The sequence below is a fragment of the Geobacillus sp. LYN3 genome (assembly GCF_003064505.1).
Lineage (GTDB): Bacteria > Bacillota > Bacilli > Bacillales > Anoxybacillaceae > Parageobacillus_B > Parageobacillus_B toebii.
Genome location: NZ_QCWL01000003.1, coordinates 1 through 16,376, shown reverse-complemented (window position 1 = coordinate 16,376; position 16,376 = coordinate 1). Strand labels below are relative to the sequence as shown.

The 16,376-nt window shown below is 37.5% G+C and carries 13 protein-coding genes, 2 pseudogenes and 1 riboswitch; all 15 genes and pseudogenes read right to left on the bottom strand.

Features of this window, described 5'->3' with window-relative positions:
- Positions 1-321: 321 nt before the first annotated feature.
- Positions 322-1,020: an ABC transporter ATP-binding protein gene (locus DCC82_RS15420; protein WP_097355083.1), complete on the bottom strand. Its 699-nt coding sequence runs from the start codon at positions 1,018-1,020 to the stop codon at positions 322-324.
- Positions 1,020-2,141 carry an ABC transporter permease gene (locus tag DCC82_RS15415; protein ID WP_097355084.1) on the bottom strand — a complete coding sequence of 374 codons (1,122 nt, stop codon included), beginning with the start codon at positions 2,139-2,141 and terminating at the stop codon, positions 1,020-1,022. Before DCC82_RS15415 ends, DCC82_RS15420 begins: the two co-directional genes overlap by 1 nt.
- A 38-nt stretch (positions 2,142-2,179) precedes the next feature.
- Positions 2,180-2,638: a hypothetical protein gene (locus DCC82_RS15410; RefSeq protein ID WP_012748927.1), complete on the bottom strand. Its 459-nt coding sequence runs from the start codon at positions 2,636-2,638 to the stop codon at positions 2,180-2,182.
- A 106-nt stretch (positions 2,639-2,744) separates the two neighbouring features.
- Positions 2,745-4,142: a sensor histidine kinase gene (locus DCC82_RS15405; protein WP_012748928.1), complete on the bottom strand. Its 1,398-nt coding sequence runs from the start codon at positions 4,140-4,142 to the stop codon at positions 2,745-2,747.
- Positions 4,135-4,833, bottom strand: a complete 699-nt coding sequence (locus DCC82_RS15400; protein WP_012748929.1) for a response regulator transcription factor — start codon at positions 4,831-4,833, stop codon at positions 4,135-4,137. Before DCC82_RS15400 ends, DCC82_RS15405 begins: the two co-directional genes overlap by 8 nt.
- Before the next feature lie 242 nt (positions 4,834-5,075).
- Positions 5,076-6,246: pseudogene (locus DCC82_RS15395) on the bottom strand (IS256 family transposase).
- A 1,415-nt stretch (positions 6,247-7,661) separates the two neighbouring features.
- On the bottom strand, positions 7,662-8,459 hold the full coding sequence (locus tag DCC82_RS15390) for a hypothetical protein (protein ID WP_089096712.1): 798 nt from the start codon (positions 8,457-8,459) through the stop codon (positions 7,662-7,664).
- A 70-nt stretch (positions 8,460-8,529) separates the two neighbouring features.
- Positions 8,530-8,679 (bottom strand): hypothetical protein, encoded by a 150-nt coding sequence (locus tag DCC82_RS17490; RefSeq protein WP_158268593.1) that lies wholly within the window; start codon positions 8,677-8,679, stop codon positions 8,530-8,532.
- A 375-nt stretch (positions 8,680-9,054) separates the two neighbouring features.
- Positions 9,055-9,576: pseudogene (locus tag DCC82_RS15385) on the bottom strand (transposase); the annotation flags it as partial.
- A gap of 547 nt (positions 9,577-10,123) precedes the next feature.
- Positions 10,124-11,254: a KdpD-like non-kinase potassium sensor gene (gene kdpDN / locus DCC82_RS15380; protein WP_062678973.1), complete on the bottom strand. Its 1,131-nt coding sequence runs from the start codon at positions 11,252-11,254 to the stop codon at positions 10,124-10,126.
- 20 nt (positions 11,255-11,274) lie between these two features.
- Positions 11,275-11,841, bottom strand: a complete 567-nt coding sequence (gene kdpC / locus DCC82_RS15375) for a potassium-transporting ATPase subunit KdpC (protein ID WP_017553315.1) — start codon at positions 11,839-11,841, stop codon at positions 11,275-11,277.
- A 22-nt stretch (positions 11,842-11,863) separates the two neighbouring features.
- Positions 11,864-13,897, bottom strand: a complete 2,034-nt coding sequence (kdpB, locus tag DCC82_RS15370; protein ID WP_062678974.1) for a potassium-transporting ATPase subunit KdpB — start codon at positions 13,895-13,897, stop codon at positions 11,864-11,866.
- A gap of 18 nt (positions 13,898-13,915) precedes the next feature.
- Positions 13,916-15,601 carry a potassium-transporting ATPase subunit KdpA gene (gene kdpA / locus DCC82_RS15365; protein WP_097355023.1) on the bottom strand — a complete coding sequence of 562 codons (1,686 nt, stop codon included), beginning with the start codon at positions 15,599-15,601 and terminating at the stop codon, positions 13,916-13,918.
- Between the two features lie 35 nt (positions 15,602-15,636).
- Positions 15,637-15,714, bottom strand: coding sequence for a K(+)-transporting ATPase subunit F (kdpF, locus tag DCC82_RS18770; protein ID WP_353652437.1), 78 nt, complete (start codon positions 15,712-15,714; stop codon positions 15,637-15,639).
- Positions 15,715-15,744: 30 nt separating this feature from the next.
- Positions 15,745-15,954: a hypothetical protein gene (locus tag DCC82_RS15355; protein ID WP_017553312.1), complete on the bottom strand. Its 210-nt coding sequence runs from the start codon at positions 15,952-15,954 to the stop codon at positions 15,745-15,747.
- A gap of 5 nt (positions 15,955-15,959) precedes the next feature.
- Positions 15,960-16,122, bottom strand: a riboswitch (cyclic di-AMP (ydaO/yuaA leader).
- Between the last annotated feature and the right edge of the window lie 254 nt (positions 16,123-16,376).

The following is a 16,376-nucleotide window of genomic DNA, read 5'->3' as shown; positions in this document are numbered from 1 at the left end:
AGGGGAGAGGGTTTTCTGAAGGAATGTGCAAAAAAATGGCTCTTTTGTTCCGAAATAAAGTGATAATTTACAGCCAAGCTCTTTAAAAAATAAAGCATCACTTCATGGAGTTCACCTGATGTAATCGCTTCGTTAATTATTGAAATTAATTTTCCATGCAACGCCGCCACTCGTTCACGCCTTCCATCTTTTCTTCCTGTTCTCCGCTTCTTTTTGTTATATCGTCCTCAGTTTTGACGGCTTTTTAAACTTTTTTGTTCACCAAAAAAACAGTCAGCCCCTCACTATCATAAGGTTTTGTCAAGTGAGGGACTGACTCTATTATTTAACAACAGGATACTGCTTTTCGAGTAATGTTAAATTACCATCGATCATTTGATACACTCTATCACAATACTTCAGTAAGCGCTCATCATGAGTAACCATAATTATAGATTTATTCCGTGACTTCAAAAGGTGGGACATAAGTTCAACAATTTCAAAAGCACGCTGAGTATCCAAGCTGGCTGTAGGCTCATCAGCTAAGATAATGCTCGGGTCATTCACTAACGCACGCGCAATCGCTGTTCGTTGCCGCTCTCCTCCTGAAAGCTGATCCGGGTAATTTTTTAATTTATCGCCTAAGCCTACTTTCTCGAGCAACTCCTTGGCATATTGTTTATCTTCACTCGTTATAGGACCCTTCATTTTCTTTACAACTAAAAGTTGGTCAAGAACCGTCAAGTACGGCACTAGATTTGAATTTTGGAAAATAAAACCAATTTCTTCAAGGCGTAATTTTGACAGTTCTTTCGGCTTTAAATTGGATAAATTGGTTCCATTGATTATCACATTACCTTCAGAGGGCTTTAAAAGAGCACCGGCAATGGAAAGAAAAGTACTCTTACCTGACCCAGAAGGACCAATAACTGCGACAAATTCTCCCGGTTCAACCGAAATGGAAACTTTGTTTAGAGCGGTAAACGTTCTATCTCCCTCTTCATAATATTTGGATACATTTTCAAACCGAATTCCTTTCATTATTCAATCCTCCCAATAGCTTGAAGCGGATCAATTTTAGTAATTTTTCGAACGGAAAGAAGCGAACTCAATATAGACACTACAATCAAGACGATCGCATAGCTAATAACGAGTGTGGAATCAAGTGCAAACGGCATCACTTCCGGAAAAATTGCAGCCGTTCCATAAGTAAGTAAGATTCCTATTCCTATGCTGATAACAGAAAGTATCAATACTTGGGAAACAACTGCCCATCCAAGGAAACGATCACTTGCCCCGATTGCCTTCATAATCCCGAATTGATTCGATTTTTGTAATGTCATAACATAGAAGAAAACAGTAATAACAAATGCCGATATTGTCAAAAGAAAGCCGAGCATCATCATAATCGTTCCATTTTCAGCGGTATAACCTGGTATACCATTCATAGCTTCTTGTTTCGTTGCTACTTCAATTCCTTCCACCGATTTTTCGATCTCTTCCGATTCTATATTTTCCCCTTGAAGCATGATCGCATTAACAGGGTTGTCAATTCCCATATCTGAACCTGGTGCAGCAAAATGGATTTCACGCCATGTGTCCATGATCATAAAAATTGAAGGCTGATGGTTAAGATATTCATTTTCAACAAAACCAATCACTTCAATAACTTTATCTGTTCCTTCAATCTCCAATTTATCCCCTAATTCAATGCCTTGACTTTTTAATACATCATTGACAATAACTCCATCACTTTTTCCTTCTACAAGTTGATCCCCTTCTATGACTTCCGGTTCTAAAAATGTACCCGGATTGATCCCGATCAGCGATGCATCTATTTTTTCATCAGCCGATGTCGCATTTTCTTTAAGAAGGACCGCTGGTTGGAAACCCATTGGCGCGGCATCAATTACATGTTCTTGGAGTTTTAACTCGTCAATTAAATCCTCTGATATTACTGACCGCAACATGGAATGTCGAGAACCTTCTTCAAAAACGACATAATCCGCATTCATATTTTTAAACGTTGCGGCACTGAGCGTAGACAGACCGTTACCCAAGCCTGACAGTATAAAAACAAGCCAGGATATTAAAACTAGAATCATCCCGATCATAATAAACCGCAATTTTGCATGTTTAATTTCTCTTAATGCAAGATACATGATTTCACCTCTAATTTATAATTCATGTTGTATTATAATTAAACCAGCCGCAAGCCAACAACAATAATAATTCCGATTCCCAGTAAAGTAGAAACTAGCAGAAAGTTTGAATAAACATTAGTGAGCTCAACAAGTGTTTTTTCTTTCTTTAATGGGATTCCTTGCAGCTTTTTAGTTAACCTCACACTGTACATAGATACCAAAATAATTGTTAACAAAATGATTATTGTTCCACCCTGCTCCATGATGGTTAGATAGAGCGGCATCGAATCTCGGCTAAATTGGAGAATCATGTACACTCCTGATAAAAGAATTAGCACTAAATTTGGTAGAACACCCATCCTTACCCACTTCTGAATTCGCTTTATAACGGGAGCAAAGTCCGCCAATTTTCTTTCATCTTTCACTAAACTCTTTAATAGATAGCCGAGCGCCAGGAAAGAACCTAGCCATATTGCTATACCTGCAATATGAAGCATATAGCTTAGATAATACACTATTTACACCCCTTTCCTCTTTATCTGCTGCACTGCCCGTCTATCATAACAATCGAATATGAACAATATGTTAACAAACATTCTTTCGAATACTTAAGCTCCCAGCTCAAGCTACTGGGAGCTTAAAAGAAAAAATGGTCCCTTCACCGGGTTTTGAATAAACATTTACCTCCGATTCATGAAGGTCTAAAATAGATTTAACAATTGCTAAACCAAGCCCTGCACCTGACTTGTTTGAACGTGCTTCATCTACTTTATAAAATCTCCTCCATATTAAATTTAAGTGCTGTTCTTCTATCCCGATTCCATAATCTTGTATCTTCACATGGACATTTTTATCTTCTCGAGTAAGCGTGATATCAATATACGAATTCATATATGAAAACTGAATGGCATTACGTATAAGATTTACGATAACCTGTTCTATCCGGTCTTTATCTGCATAGACATAATAATCTCGAGCAGCGTGTAAACGTATTTGCAACTGTTTTTCTTTACAGTGGGGTTCAAACTTATTAATAATTGATTTGATTTGATCCGTTAAATTATAATTCGTTCGGAAAATTTTATAATGACCTTCTTCTAGTTGATTCATATTCAATGTATCGTTTACAAGTCTGATCATCCGTTCTGTCTCATCCCTCATTAAACGATAATAATGCTGTTGTCTATTAGACGGGATCGTACCATCCATTAAAGCAATGATAAATCCCTTTAAGGTTGTTAATGGGGAACGTAATTCATGGGATAGATTGGAAATATATTGCTTCCGTATCGTTTCTAAATTATTTAGTTCATTTGCCATATAATTAAAAGATTTCGCCAATTGGCCAATTTCATCATCCAATTTATAGTGAACGGACTTTGAAAAGTCACCTTTCGCATAGTGCCTTGCAATCTCACTCATTTCTATTAATGGAGCAGTTATTCGCTTTGACATAAACCATAATATAATCCCCGTTAACAAGAGTGTAATGAAGAATGTAAATAGGATCATCCAAATAACACGTTGATATTCATGTTTCAATTCATGAAAAACCATGACCATGATTGGCTGTTCTACTTCATTTAAATTCGTAGTGAGTTTAGTAGCTATCGTATATCTAAGCTCTCCATTCTCAATATATCCTTTAGAGAAGATCTTTTCGGATTGGACCTGGCTTAGAATCTCACTTGATCTTGAGATCAAAGGAGAATCCTGATTTAAGTCCGGACCAAAGATTTGCTTTCCCGTTTCATCAACAATATAAATATGATAACCTGGTTGATTAAGGTAATTACTTATTATTTCCGCCGTTTCATTTTCGCTCCAATTGAATTTCTTTTGATTCGAAAGAAGTTTTTCAACCTGTGTAAATTGATGTTGATAGATATCTTCAAATTCTTTATAAAGATTTATATGAAACAAATAAAAGTAGACACCAATAAATATTACAAATGAAACGATAATAATGAACGAATAGCTGAGGAACAATCTTACAAAAATAGAATTCTTTTTAAGCATTTGAATTCTCCTCAAACCGATACCCTACTCCGCGAATAGTCACAATTGACCATTTAGCTTTATGTTCAGCCAACTTGTCCCGAATACGCTTGATATGGACATCCACGGTACGAGGGTCTCCATTAAACTCATATCCCCACACTCGATCCAATAACTGCTGCCTTGTCAGAACTTGTTTCGGGTTCATTGCCAAGTAATAAAACAATTCCATTTCTTTTGGTGCCATTTGGACTTCTTCATTATTGATCAAGACACGATATTCCTTCATATGAATAATGATATTATCGAATTGTAGTCTATCCTTTTCACTTTCTGATAAGATCGTTCGTCGTAATACGGTTTTTACCCGGGCTATTAATTCGTTTGGATCAAATGGTTTAACTATATAGTCATCCGCTCCGATATTAAGTCCTTTAATAACATCATAAGTTTCCCCTTTGCCTGTCAGCATAATAATAGGCACATGTCTATCTTCCATACGAATTGTTTTGCAAACTTCCCAGCCATTCAGCTTAGGTAGCATAATATCAAGAATGATACAGTCAGGGGATTCACTATAAAAAAGTTCCAATCCTTCTTCCCCATCAGAAGCAGAAATATAGGAATATCCAGCTTTATCCATATACAACTGAATTAATTCCACAATATTTGCATCATCTTCTATGATTAAAACTTTTATTGGGCGCTTCATGTAATCACTCTCCTCAATTGTATTATTGTGTAGTAATGTGAACAAAATGTTAATAAGAAATTTGAAGTGATAAGTATTTTGTCGGTACCGTCAAGAATTTTGTGTAATGTAAATGGGGAAGGGTTTCTCTGTAATGGATTTGAATTGATAGGGGACTGATTTCCTCCACACAAGAGACTGAATATTCAGTTTCTTGTGCGGAAAGGGAGAATCCCCTTATTTTGTTTATTTACAGTATTTGGTTAATGATAACGTTCTTCAAACATTCGCTCGAGGGCTTCCTGCGCATCGGCAAATCCTCGCAACTTTCGCCCTGCCCATTTCTCATTAAAATCTTGAATGGTCAAATACACGATTTTTTCAGCGGCTTCTAAACTATTCAAACTGTTCATCGGTTTTAGGCGTTTCCGAATCTCCTTGATCGTTCGTTCGATGGCATTCGTCGTGTAAATCATACTTCGAATACTGCTTGGATCATCCATACATGTAAGGAGGACATCCAACTCATTGGCCCAAGATTGAACTTCTCTTGGATATTTGCTTGACCATTTCGACTCAAACTGTTGAAACATCTGTAATGCCATCTCCTTATTCGGCGCGCGATCAATCAGCTTGAGGTCCTCTGCCACTTCGAATTGATCTTTTTTTCCGAACACGGCTGAGGGTGTTGCGGACTTTGTGCGCGACACAGCGCTGCACATCGGCTTTCGGATAAACCGCCTTAAAGGCTTCCTCCAACCCCGGTAGTCCATCGAATACGCCCAGAAGCACTTCCTTGACGCCTCTTTGGTAGAGGTGTTGAAGAATTTCCTGCCATCCATAGGCGCTTTCTTGTTCTCCCACAAAGAAATCAAGAATTTCGCGATATCCTTCTTCGTTCACCCCTAACACCACATAAATGACTTCTTTCTCCACGGTTTCGCGACGAAGTTTTACGTATAAACCATCCAAATATAAGACGGAATAACGCTTGTGCAGTGGACGAGTGTGCCATTTCTCGATGTCTTCCTTCACGACATCGGTAATACGGCTGATCGTTGCAGGAGAATAGGCATTGCCTAAAATTCGTTCAATAAACTTGCCAATTTCCCGTGTACTCATGCCACTTTGATACATCCTAATGATGGCTTCCTCCAGCCAGCCCGTGTGGCGTTGGTAAGGAGCGAACAATTGGGTTTGAAATTCTCCGTTTCGGTCTCTAGGGACCAAAAGACCTTCAATCCGGCCATATTGCGTATCTAGATTTCGTTGATAGTAGCCGTTTCTCATATTTGATGTTCCGGCCTGTTCTATTTCGAGGAAATTCTTGATTTCTTCCCGCATGATCAGTTCTAATTTTTCCTTTACAAACTGACGAATGACATTTTCCAGTTGATTTGCCCAGTCGACATTCGGTATACTTCTTTTAGACATAGGTAGGGTACTCCTTTCTCTAAGATTTTTGGTCCAATCAGAGAATACCCTACCTTTTTTCTTTTGGTCTAGCAAAATGCTTTACACAAAATTTTATACATCATCTTGAAAAATCTCTTCAAATTTATTCATAAGTGTTGCGTTTATTATTTTTTTGTTCATTTGGACAAAGACACCTCATTCTTTCATATTTAGATAAATAAAAAAGATAGACAAATAAACCTCATAAATTAGTTATTTTTGTACTTTTTTCTCTTGGCTAGTATGGATGTTGAACATATTGAACCATCGTATTGAAGAATATTTCTCATTGAGGGAATTGGCTTGCTATCCCATTTTATCAAAGATTTATCTCATTACCAGACTTTCCTATTCACGAAGAACGAAAAGAAGGGAATCGCTCTGCACCTAGCTGCCCATTTGTCCCATCTGTTTTGAACGTACAACAAAAATGTCACCAAAGCGACATCAGTGGACACATGGATATTACCATTCGGTTGGATTATCTCGGATCGAATTTCTTCATGAAAGATGACGTTGCCGAGCTTGTCCCATCCTATCCAAAGCATTCACTTCAGGAAATAACAAAAAGAAAAAAGGAAAAACAAGGAATAAGGATTTTCTTCTCTCTTCCCCTTTAAAACAACAAAATCGAGAAAAGCACAGTTAGGCACTTTTCTCGATTCCCCTCAATCTTATTCCCTTTCTCCCTCAATTTATTTCCCAGCCATCGTCACACTTTTTTGTGTGCCGTCATGTTTTTTGTAGGGAGACACAAACATGTTAGTGAAAAATAAAGTTGGTAACCAAAAGTTCTTTTGTTCCAAGGATTATTTACTTTGTTAAAGTGGTACGTCTTTTATTAAAGTTGGTAACTGATCGTTAAGCATGTAATTTCAAATGAAAAATAAAGATGGTAACTGAACATCCTGGATATGACAAAGATTTTTTCATGATTATAATCAATTCTGTATGCACAAATTAAAAACGACCTTTGAACAGGTCGCTAAACTTCTCCGTCATTATTTTCCTTTTCTATTTTATCATAATTAAACATATGTTTCATCATGCTTTCATTTCCATTAGATCCTCAATACAAAAGAAGACCCCTTCAATAAAAATTGAAAGGGTATCTTATAATAGAATTTTTGATATTTTAAGTCTCAACTGTTACCAGCAATAAACAAAAAAAGATCTTTTCATCTTGTGAATAGGTTATAGTTTATTGAAAATTACGTTAACGATTTGATAAGGCTTTTCTATATTCATTCCAATTTATACGTTCAAATTTCAAATCAATTTCTGCAGGAGGAATTTTTTCTTTGCTTGTAACCTTAATAACAAAGTATCCCCTTTTTTTCGATCTTTTATTACTCTTTATTCGCTTAAGGAACATTTGAAATCTTCCTCCTTTTTTATCTTCTAATTGTTGCCATGGCTTCAGTTAATTTTTCGTTAAAACCCATTAACAACAAATACGATGTAGGAATCAAAAACTCCTGCTTAATTTGATCATTTATCACACCATTTTTATAAATCAAAACTGCAAATCCAAGTTTAAGATCTCCAAAGTTCCGAACACACATCAGTTCTTCAATTGGTTCATTATCGATATGTTGTGAAACTTGAGTGTCAAAATAACGAGACTTCGGGCTTCGAACAATAAAACTCAATAAATTTTTAATTTCGTTAGTTATAGTCGCCTTTGATATTAAAAGGAAGTCGGTTGTTTGATTTTCACCAGAATTAATACCAGATTCAAGTTGGGGCGAAGGTATAATCCAGAAACATTTATAATGTTTGCTTTGCAATTTCAGTATGCTTCCGATCCATTCCTCAAAAGAATCCATGAAATTTGTTATAGATTCTTTAATTTTAGAATCACTTTCATTTTTTTCTACATTCATTATCGCTTCGGATAAGTATTTCTCGAATTGCTTCAAATATTGATTTTCATTGAATTGATTTTCTCTCAATCCCATTATAAAGTTATATATGCCGCTTATAATAAAGTAATAAGATAAAAGAATAATGCCGAAAAATAATACTTTTACGAATGATAATTGATGAGCTTTTAAAGGATACAACCATTTTATTGGTTTAATAAGAACATCGTTAAAAATGTCTATAACATCTGTAAAGGTTTCTGACATTCCAGTCAATACAATAGTCAATAAAATATAAAAAATAGGGTACCTATAAAACCTACCCATATTAATCCCCCGAGACTTATATGCCAACCTCTCTTCTTTTTAATTTTACCACATAAGCCAAAATTTTTCATCATTCAGCTGGAGGTATAGGTTTATCACCTTTTACAATCTTCCAATTATATGTGATCCCTTTTTTATTTGTGTAGCTCCCTTTTTCTTGTAAAGGTTCGGTTAATTTTACTTTTCGAAATTGCTTTTTAAACAAGCTAAATAAAAACATTATTCATTCTCCCCTCTTATCAATCTATACTGGATTTATCTTGATACATCCTATGCAACAATTTAGAATACCTTTCCTCTCAAGATCACGGATTACTCTTTTTGTTGTATTAACTTCCGACCATTAAATTTTTTATCTTTTACATAATATCCTTGCCGGTTTAATAACGAGGTAAACATAACATTTACTTACTAATACGTAACTATACCTATGTTTCATCATGTTTTCATTTCGATTAGATCTTTAATACAAAATAAGGGGCTGACTCAAAACATCGCCTTTAAGCGATGTTGAGTCAGCCTTCTTTGTATAGTTTTGGAATTAATTGTTAATTATATGATGTTTTTTCTTACTTAATTTTATTTGATTGGGGGATTATCTTTTTCCCCCTTGTTGAAGTTCCCTTATCTTTTGCCACTTTTTAAAATTGTGCGCAACGCAAACTAGGCCCCATTCCACAGTCGTTTTGGAGAGGCCTCGCAAATGAAAACGTCGAAAGTCTTGATTCTGCTTGATTTGACCATACACACTTTCCACTTCCGTCTTTCGACGTCGATATTTTTCTTTTCCTTCTTCAGAAAGTAGTCGCTCTTTTATTTCCTTTCTTTGAATCTGATTCTTTAAGGATATCGTGATGGTACGATGCGTTTTTCCTTTTGCACACGTGCTCTGGAATGGACATCCTTGACACTGATCGCATCGATATCGACGTTTAATGGATAGGTATCCATGGGATGATTCCTTCTTTGTTTCATAACGAAAAGTGAAACGTTGTCCATTCGCACAAATGAATTCATCTGCTTCTTCCTCATATTCCATGTTCTCGACTCGTTCGATCCGTTTTTTCCATGTTCTCTTTTGCTCCTGGTCCAACGTATGGTAAGGGATGTACGCTTTCTTTCCTTGTGTTAAGTGACAAAAAAGTTGTATACTGAAAAGTCCATTGAAAAAGCAAAACACCGTTCAGAGACATGAACGGTGTAACAAAAAAGTTGTATACTCATTTTACAATTTTTTGAATCAGCCGATTAAAAAGTGACAAAATTGTTGTATACTCAATTTCCTTTATCTGGATTTTGCAACTTCCTTCAAAAGCTCTATTGCACTTTCTAATTTACCGCGAAAGGCTTTGTCGAGAATAGATTGTTTTACGATATGTCTATCATTAGATAAAACTTCTATTAAAAAATAGTTTTAAGAAAGTCATCGTAAACTCCTTGATTTTTCAAGGGGTTTTTTTATTGTAATGACAAAAAAATTTTAAAAAGAATTTCTTTCTGATCGGATTGTGACTAGAAAACTTTTAAAAACAGCGTAATTTATTCCGACGGAGTTTTTATCATCATCTAATACAGGAACTATTTATTATTCCAACATATAACAGTCGAACTTTGGTTGACAATAGCTAAAGTTTTTCATGTAATAAGTTTCTTTCAACATCAAATTAGCGATCCGATACAATTAAAACATCTACATATTTCAGCTTCCGCATGATTGCGTTAATAATTGATCCTTTCCAAATCTCTTCCCACCGCGTCCGAGCGGACATCCCCATAACGATTTGTGTAATTTTATATTGGCGGCACACTTCTACAATTTGTTGAGCCACCTTTCTTGATTTAGCTTCTTGAATAATAAATGTGGCACCAAATTGCTCAGCTAGATTTTTCCATTCATTGATTGCTTTTTCGTCTTGATGACCTGATTGTTTAATATGAAGAATATAGAGATCGGCATTTAAACGATCGGCAATCCTCCAGCCTCGACGAATTAATTTTTCTGCGTTCGGTCGGTAGTTCACACACACCAAAATTTTTTCATGTATGCCTGATGGTTCTTCAATGCCTAATTCCGTTCTCTCTTTTTCTAGCCGCAAATCAATGTCATCGGCCACTTCACGCAGTGCCAGCTCCCGTAAAGCGACTAAATTTCCTTTGCGAAAAAAATTATTGAGAGCCTGCTGGATCTTTTCCTTACTATATACTTTTCCTTCTTTAATACGCTCACGCAGCGTTTCTGGACTGACATCGATAACTTTTATTTCATCAGCTTCCTTTAGTATGGAGTCAGGGACTCTTTCGTTTACTTGTATACCCGTAACCTGCTGAACAATGTCTCGGACACTTTCTAAATGTTGAATGTTCATCGCCGTCCAGACATGAATCCCTGCTTGTAGGATCTCTTGAACATCTTGATAACGTTTTTTATTTTTTGAGCCGGGGGCGTTTGTATGTGGGAGCTCATCAATAATGACGACATCAGGATTTCGCTTAATAATGGCTTCCACATCTAATTCTTGGAATTCGCGTCCCTTGTAATGGATCGTTTTTTTTGGAATAATTTCTAAATCTTTAATTTCGGCTTCTGTATCAGCACGACCATGAGTTTCGACTAAGCCTATGACAATATCGACCCCTTTTGCTTTCAGGTCATGTGCGTCCCTTAACATATGAAACGTTTTACCGACACCCGGAGCCGCCCCAATATAAATTTTGAGGCGGCCCTTTTTCATTTTTTCGATTTTCTTTAATATTTCTTCCGGACTCATTCTTTTGTATTTTCTTCCATTATCCATATCCTTATTAACCTCTTTTATCAAGACTTGCCTTGAATCATCTTTTGCAGTTCCATATTCAGTTTTAATACATTTACTCTTGGTTCTCCAAAAATTCCTAGCACTCTTCCTTCAATATGCTTTTTCACCAAATTATTCAGTTGTTCTTCAGACAAACCAGTAGCTTTGGCAACAGAAGGAACTTGAAAGAAAGCTGCGGCAGGGCTGATATGAGGATCCAGCCCTGATCCGGAATTCGTGATTAAATCTAACGGAACTTCTTCTTTCGTTTTTCCGGGATTTTTCTTTAACCATTCTTCGGCTGCCTTCTCTGTTCGCTGAATCATTTCCTCATTAGAAGGGGCATAGTTAGGTGAACCTGAAGCAGCTGCATCAAAATTAATGGAAGAGATACGCCCATGAAAATATCTTGGATCTTGAAACGACTGACCGATTAACTCCGAGCCGACAGCTTTGTTTTCATCATTATAAACAATGCTTCCATTCGCCTGATGAGGGAAGAGCGTTTGTGCAATTCCTGTCATGAAGGCAGGATAGCCTAAACCGAATAAAAGTATCATCACAATCGCCAAACGAATACATTTCATATACCTCATTCCTCCTTTACTATTAAACGAACATTCCGACAAAAAGGTCAATGAGCTTAATACCGATAAATGGAGCGATCACGCCACCTAAACCATAGATCAATAAGTTGCGGCGCAATAGCTTCACAGCTGGCATCGGTTTATAGGTAATCCCTTTCATCGCTAATGGAATTAATAAAGGGATAATAATCGCGTTAAAGATTAATGCCGATAAAATGGCACTCGTAGGCGAATGTAAGTGCATAAAATTTAAAGCTTTCATTTGCGGAATGGCCACCGTAAACATAGCTGGTAAAATCGCAAAGTATTTCGCAATATCATTCGCAATACTAAAAGTTGTTAGGGCTCCGCGTGTCATCAATAACTGTTTACCAATGGAGACCACTTCAATAATTTTTGTTGGGTCTGAATCAAGATCGACCATGTTGGCGGCTTCTTTCGCAGCAATCGTTCCGCTGTTCATCGCTAATCCCACATCTGCCTGTGCCAAAGCAGGAGCATCATTTGTCCCGTCCCCTGTCATGGCCACCAAGTTACCTTTTGCTTGTTCTTCGCGAATCACACGAATTTTATCTTCTGGTTTGCTTTCAGCGATAAAATCATCTACTCCTGCTTCTTTCGCAATGGTAGCCGCAGTTAATGGGTTGTCGCCTGTACACATAATCGTTTTAATCCCCATCTTCCGAAGTTCTTCAAATCGCTCTCGCATCCCCGGCTTAACCGTATCTTTCAAGTAGATAATTCCTACAATCTTCTTGCCTACCGAAACAGCTAACGGCGTTCCTCCTTGATTTGCGATTTGATCACTTTTTTCTTTCAAATCGCTCGGAATTTCGCCACCTAATTGCTGAACATATTTTTGTATTGCATCCACTGCTCCCTTACGGTAGGAAACACCATTAATATCCATGCCGCTCATCCGCGTTTCAGCGGCAAATGGAATAAATTCGGCTTGTTCATATTGAGAATAATCAATCGAAAATCCTTGATTTTTCGCCAACTCTAAAACAGAACGTCCCTCTGGTGTTTCATCTTTTAAAGAAGAGAGGACCGCCGCTTCTCGTGCTTCTTCCTCAGTTGCCGAACCAACGGGGATGAACTGTGAAGCCATCCGGTTACCAAACGTGATGGTTCCCGTTTTATCCAGAATAATGGTACTTATATCCCCTGCAGCCTCTACGGCTTTACCAGACATGGCTAACACGTTGAATCGAGTAACACGATCCATTCCTGCAATACCAATCGCTGAAAGAAGTCCTCCAATCGTTGTTGGAATTAAACAAACGAGCAACGCAATTAAAGTGACAATCTGTAATTTTATACCTACATAACTGGCAATTGGTATCAATGTGATGACGACCATTAAGAAAATTAAAGTAAGCGTAATCAGTAATGTATTTAACGCCAATTCGTTTGGTGTTTTTTGTCGTGAAGCTCCTTCGACCAATGAAATCATTTTATCTAAGAATGATTCACCCGGATCCACCGTAATTCTTACTTTAATCGAATCACTGACCACCTTCGTTCCACCGGTAACCGAGCTAAAATCCCCTCCTGCTTCTTTAATGACAGGAGCTGATTCCCCTGTAATGGCTGATTCATCAATGGACGCTAATCCTTCAATAATCTCCCCATCTCCGGGAATAATGTCACCAGCTTCGACCAATACAATATCGCCCTTTCGTAACTCAGTAGACGAAACGGTTTCGATCTCTCCTTTGTCATTAATCCGTTTAGCTACTGTATCTGCTTTCGTTTTCTTTAATGAATCCGCCTGTGCTTTCCCTCTACCCTCGGCAAGTGCTTCGGCAAAGTTTGCAAACAAAATCGTGAACAACAAGATGATAAAAACAGCAAACACATATCCGCGATTTTGTATATTAAAATAACGAGGCATGAAAAGCATCAACAATATAATAAAGGTTCCAACTTCGACAACAAACATGACCGGATTGCGCATCATGACAAGCGGATTTAATTTTTTAAAGCTGTCAATAACAGCTTGTCGTACAATGGGGCCTTGAAAGAGCGACTGCTTTTTTATTTCAGATTTCATGCTTATCTCTTCCTCCTTCTAACGAATCGTTAAAAACTCAGCGATAGGACCTAATACAAGTACAGGGAAGAATGTTAATGCTCCAATTACTAATACAGTACCAATCAAAATCACTCCAAATGTGACGTTATCGGTACGAAATGTCCCCACTGTCTCCGGCACAGGCTGTTTTTGAACCAATGATCCTGCCACGGCTAACATGGCAATGATCGAAATATATCTTCCTAATAGCATGACCATTCCTGTCGATATATTCCAGAATGGAGTATTATCTCCTAATCCTTCAAATCCGGAACCATTATTCGCCGCTGATGAGGTGTACTCATATACAACTTGCGAAATCCCATGAAATCCCGGATTGCTAATCGCATCCGTACCTAGATGTGTCATAAAGGCAATTGCAGATGGAACCAAAATAATGAACGGATGCGTCAAGAGGGCAATCACAATCAGTTTGATTTCCCGCGGCTCAATTTTCCGTCCTAAAAATTCCGGTGTACGTCCTACCATGAGCCCTGCCAAAAAGACGGCGAGAATCGCATACATTAACATGTTGACAAAACCAACACCGTCACCACCAAACACATTGTTTAGCATCATTTGCGAAAGTGGAACTAAACCGCCAATTGGCGTAAGTGTATCATGCATGTTGTTGACCGTTCCGGTTGTCGCAGCAGTTGTGACTGTCGTAAACAAACTAGACAATGGAATACCGAATCGTACCTCTTTTCCTTCCATACTCCCTTGGGAAGAAGAGAAGCCCAGTTTATTCAGCATAGGGTTTCCAGCTTGCTCAGCGCTGTAAACGACGGAAAGCATGACAAGAAAAATCGCAAACATCGTTGTAAACAATACCCAACCTTGTTTACGGTTTTTCACAGCCAACCCGTAAGTAAATGGTATAGCAGCCGGAATGCACCACATCGACAGTATTTCAATGACACTCGTGAGAGGATTCGGATTTTCAAAAGGATGGGCAGAGTTCGCTCCGAAAAAACCGCCACCGTTCGTTCCTAAATGTTTAATCGACTCTAGTGAAGCCACAGGTCCCAACGCTAATGTTTGTACTTTTCCTTCCAATGTAGTGACCGTTGCACTAGAAGCAAATGTTTGCGGCACGCCCAGCGCAACAAGAAAAAGCGTAACAACGACTGCAAGCGGAAGCAGAACTCTCACATTCGCTCGAATAAAATCTTGGTAAAAGTTGCCAATCACTTTTCCTTTCGTCGATAGAGCACGAATGACCGCCATTGCTACAGCGATACCAGTTGCAGCAGAAGTAAACATCATCATCGTGATAAATATCATCTGGGATAAAATTGAAAGCCCTGTCTCACCACTATAGTGTTGTAAATTCGTGTTGGTCATAAAGCTAATTACCGTATTAAAGGCGAGAGTAGGTTCCATATTATCGATCTTGGCAGAATTGAAAGGCAAATATTTTTGCATTCTCACTATGAGATAAGAAATTCCTAAAAGAACAGCATTGACTGAAAGGAAAGCAAATGAATATTTTTTCCATCCAGTCTCTTCAAGATTTTTAATACCAGACGCTCGATAAATGATTTTTTCAATAGGGAGAAAGAAACGATCGAGCTTGCTTGTTTCCTTGAAGAAAACTACATACAAATATCTCCCTAACGGTATGGCGAGTGCCAATAATAAAGCAAAGATGACGATAAACTGTAAAATGGCGTATCCCATGATTGAAAGCTCCTCCTATCCTTCATTCAAGTAAGTTAAAATTTCTCAGGATAAATCAACGCATACACCAGATAAACAAACACCATTAAAGTAATAGCGCCAATGAGCCACATCATTGTTCTTCTCCTCCATGCACTACATCGTCACACCAAATCGTAAATCCGTAAAATAAAGCAAAAGTTAAGACCAATAATAAAATCATGAAAATATCCCACACGATTTTTTCCTCCTAATAAAGATAGTCCGCTAATTTTATAATTTTCCCCAAAAAATTCAATATTATCACTTATTATCCATCCACAAGCACAAAAAACCAACAGGAGGGTATCCTGTTGGTTTTTTGGCAACAACAAATAACCCCTCCTCTCACGACGCTTACGAGGTTAGCTGACGGGTTCGGGTGATGAGAGTCACCCTACTCATTCAGAACACTCACAAGTTCTGAACAAGATTCACCCCATGTGATCAACAAGATCACGATTGGTTCCCCCGCTCCTATTCGGATTCAGCGACTATTAGGGAAATCATTCATTTATGAAGTTGTTGTTGTAATCATACTCCTTTCCAACACGTTATGTAAAGGAACAATTTGGTTAAAAAATAGACGAAAAACGGTTATTTTTTCGAATGTAAGCGTTTTAAATATTATTTTTTTATTATTTTCTCACTTAATCATTATGTTTTCTGGCCTAACAAAAAATAAAAGATGATGTATAAAATTTTGTGTAAAGCATTTTGCTAGACCAAAAGAAAAAAGGTAGGGTATTCTCTGATT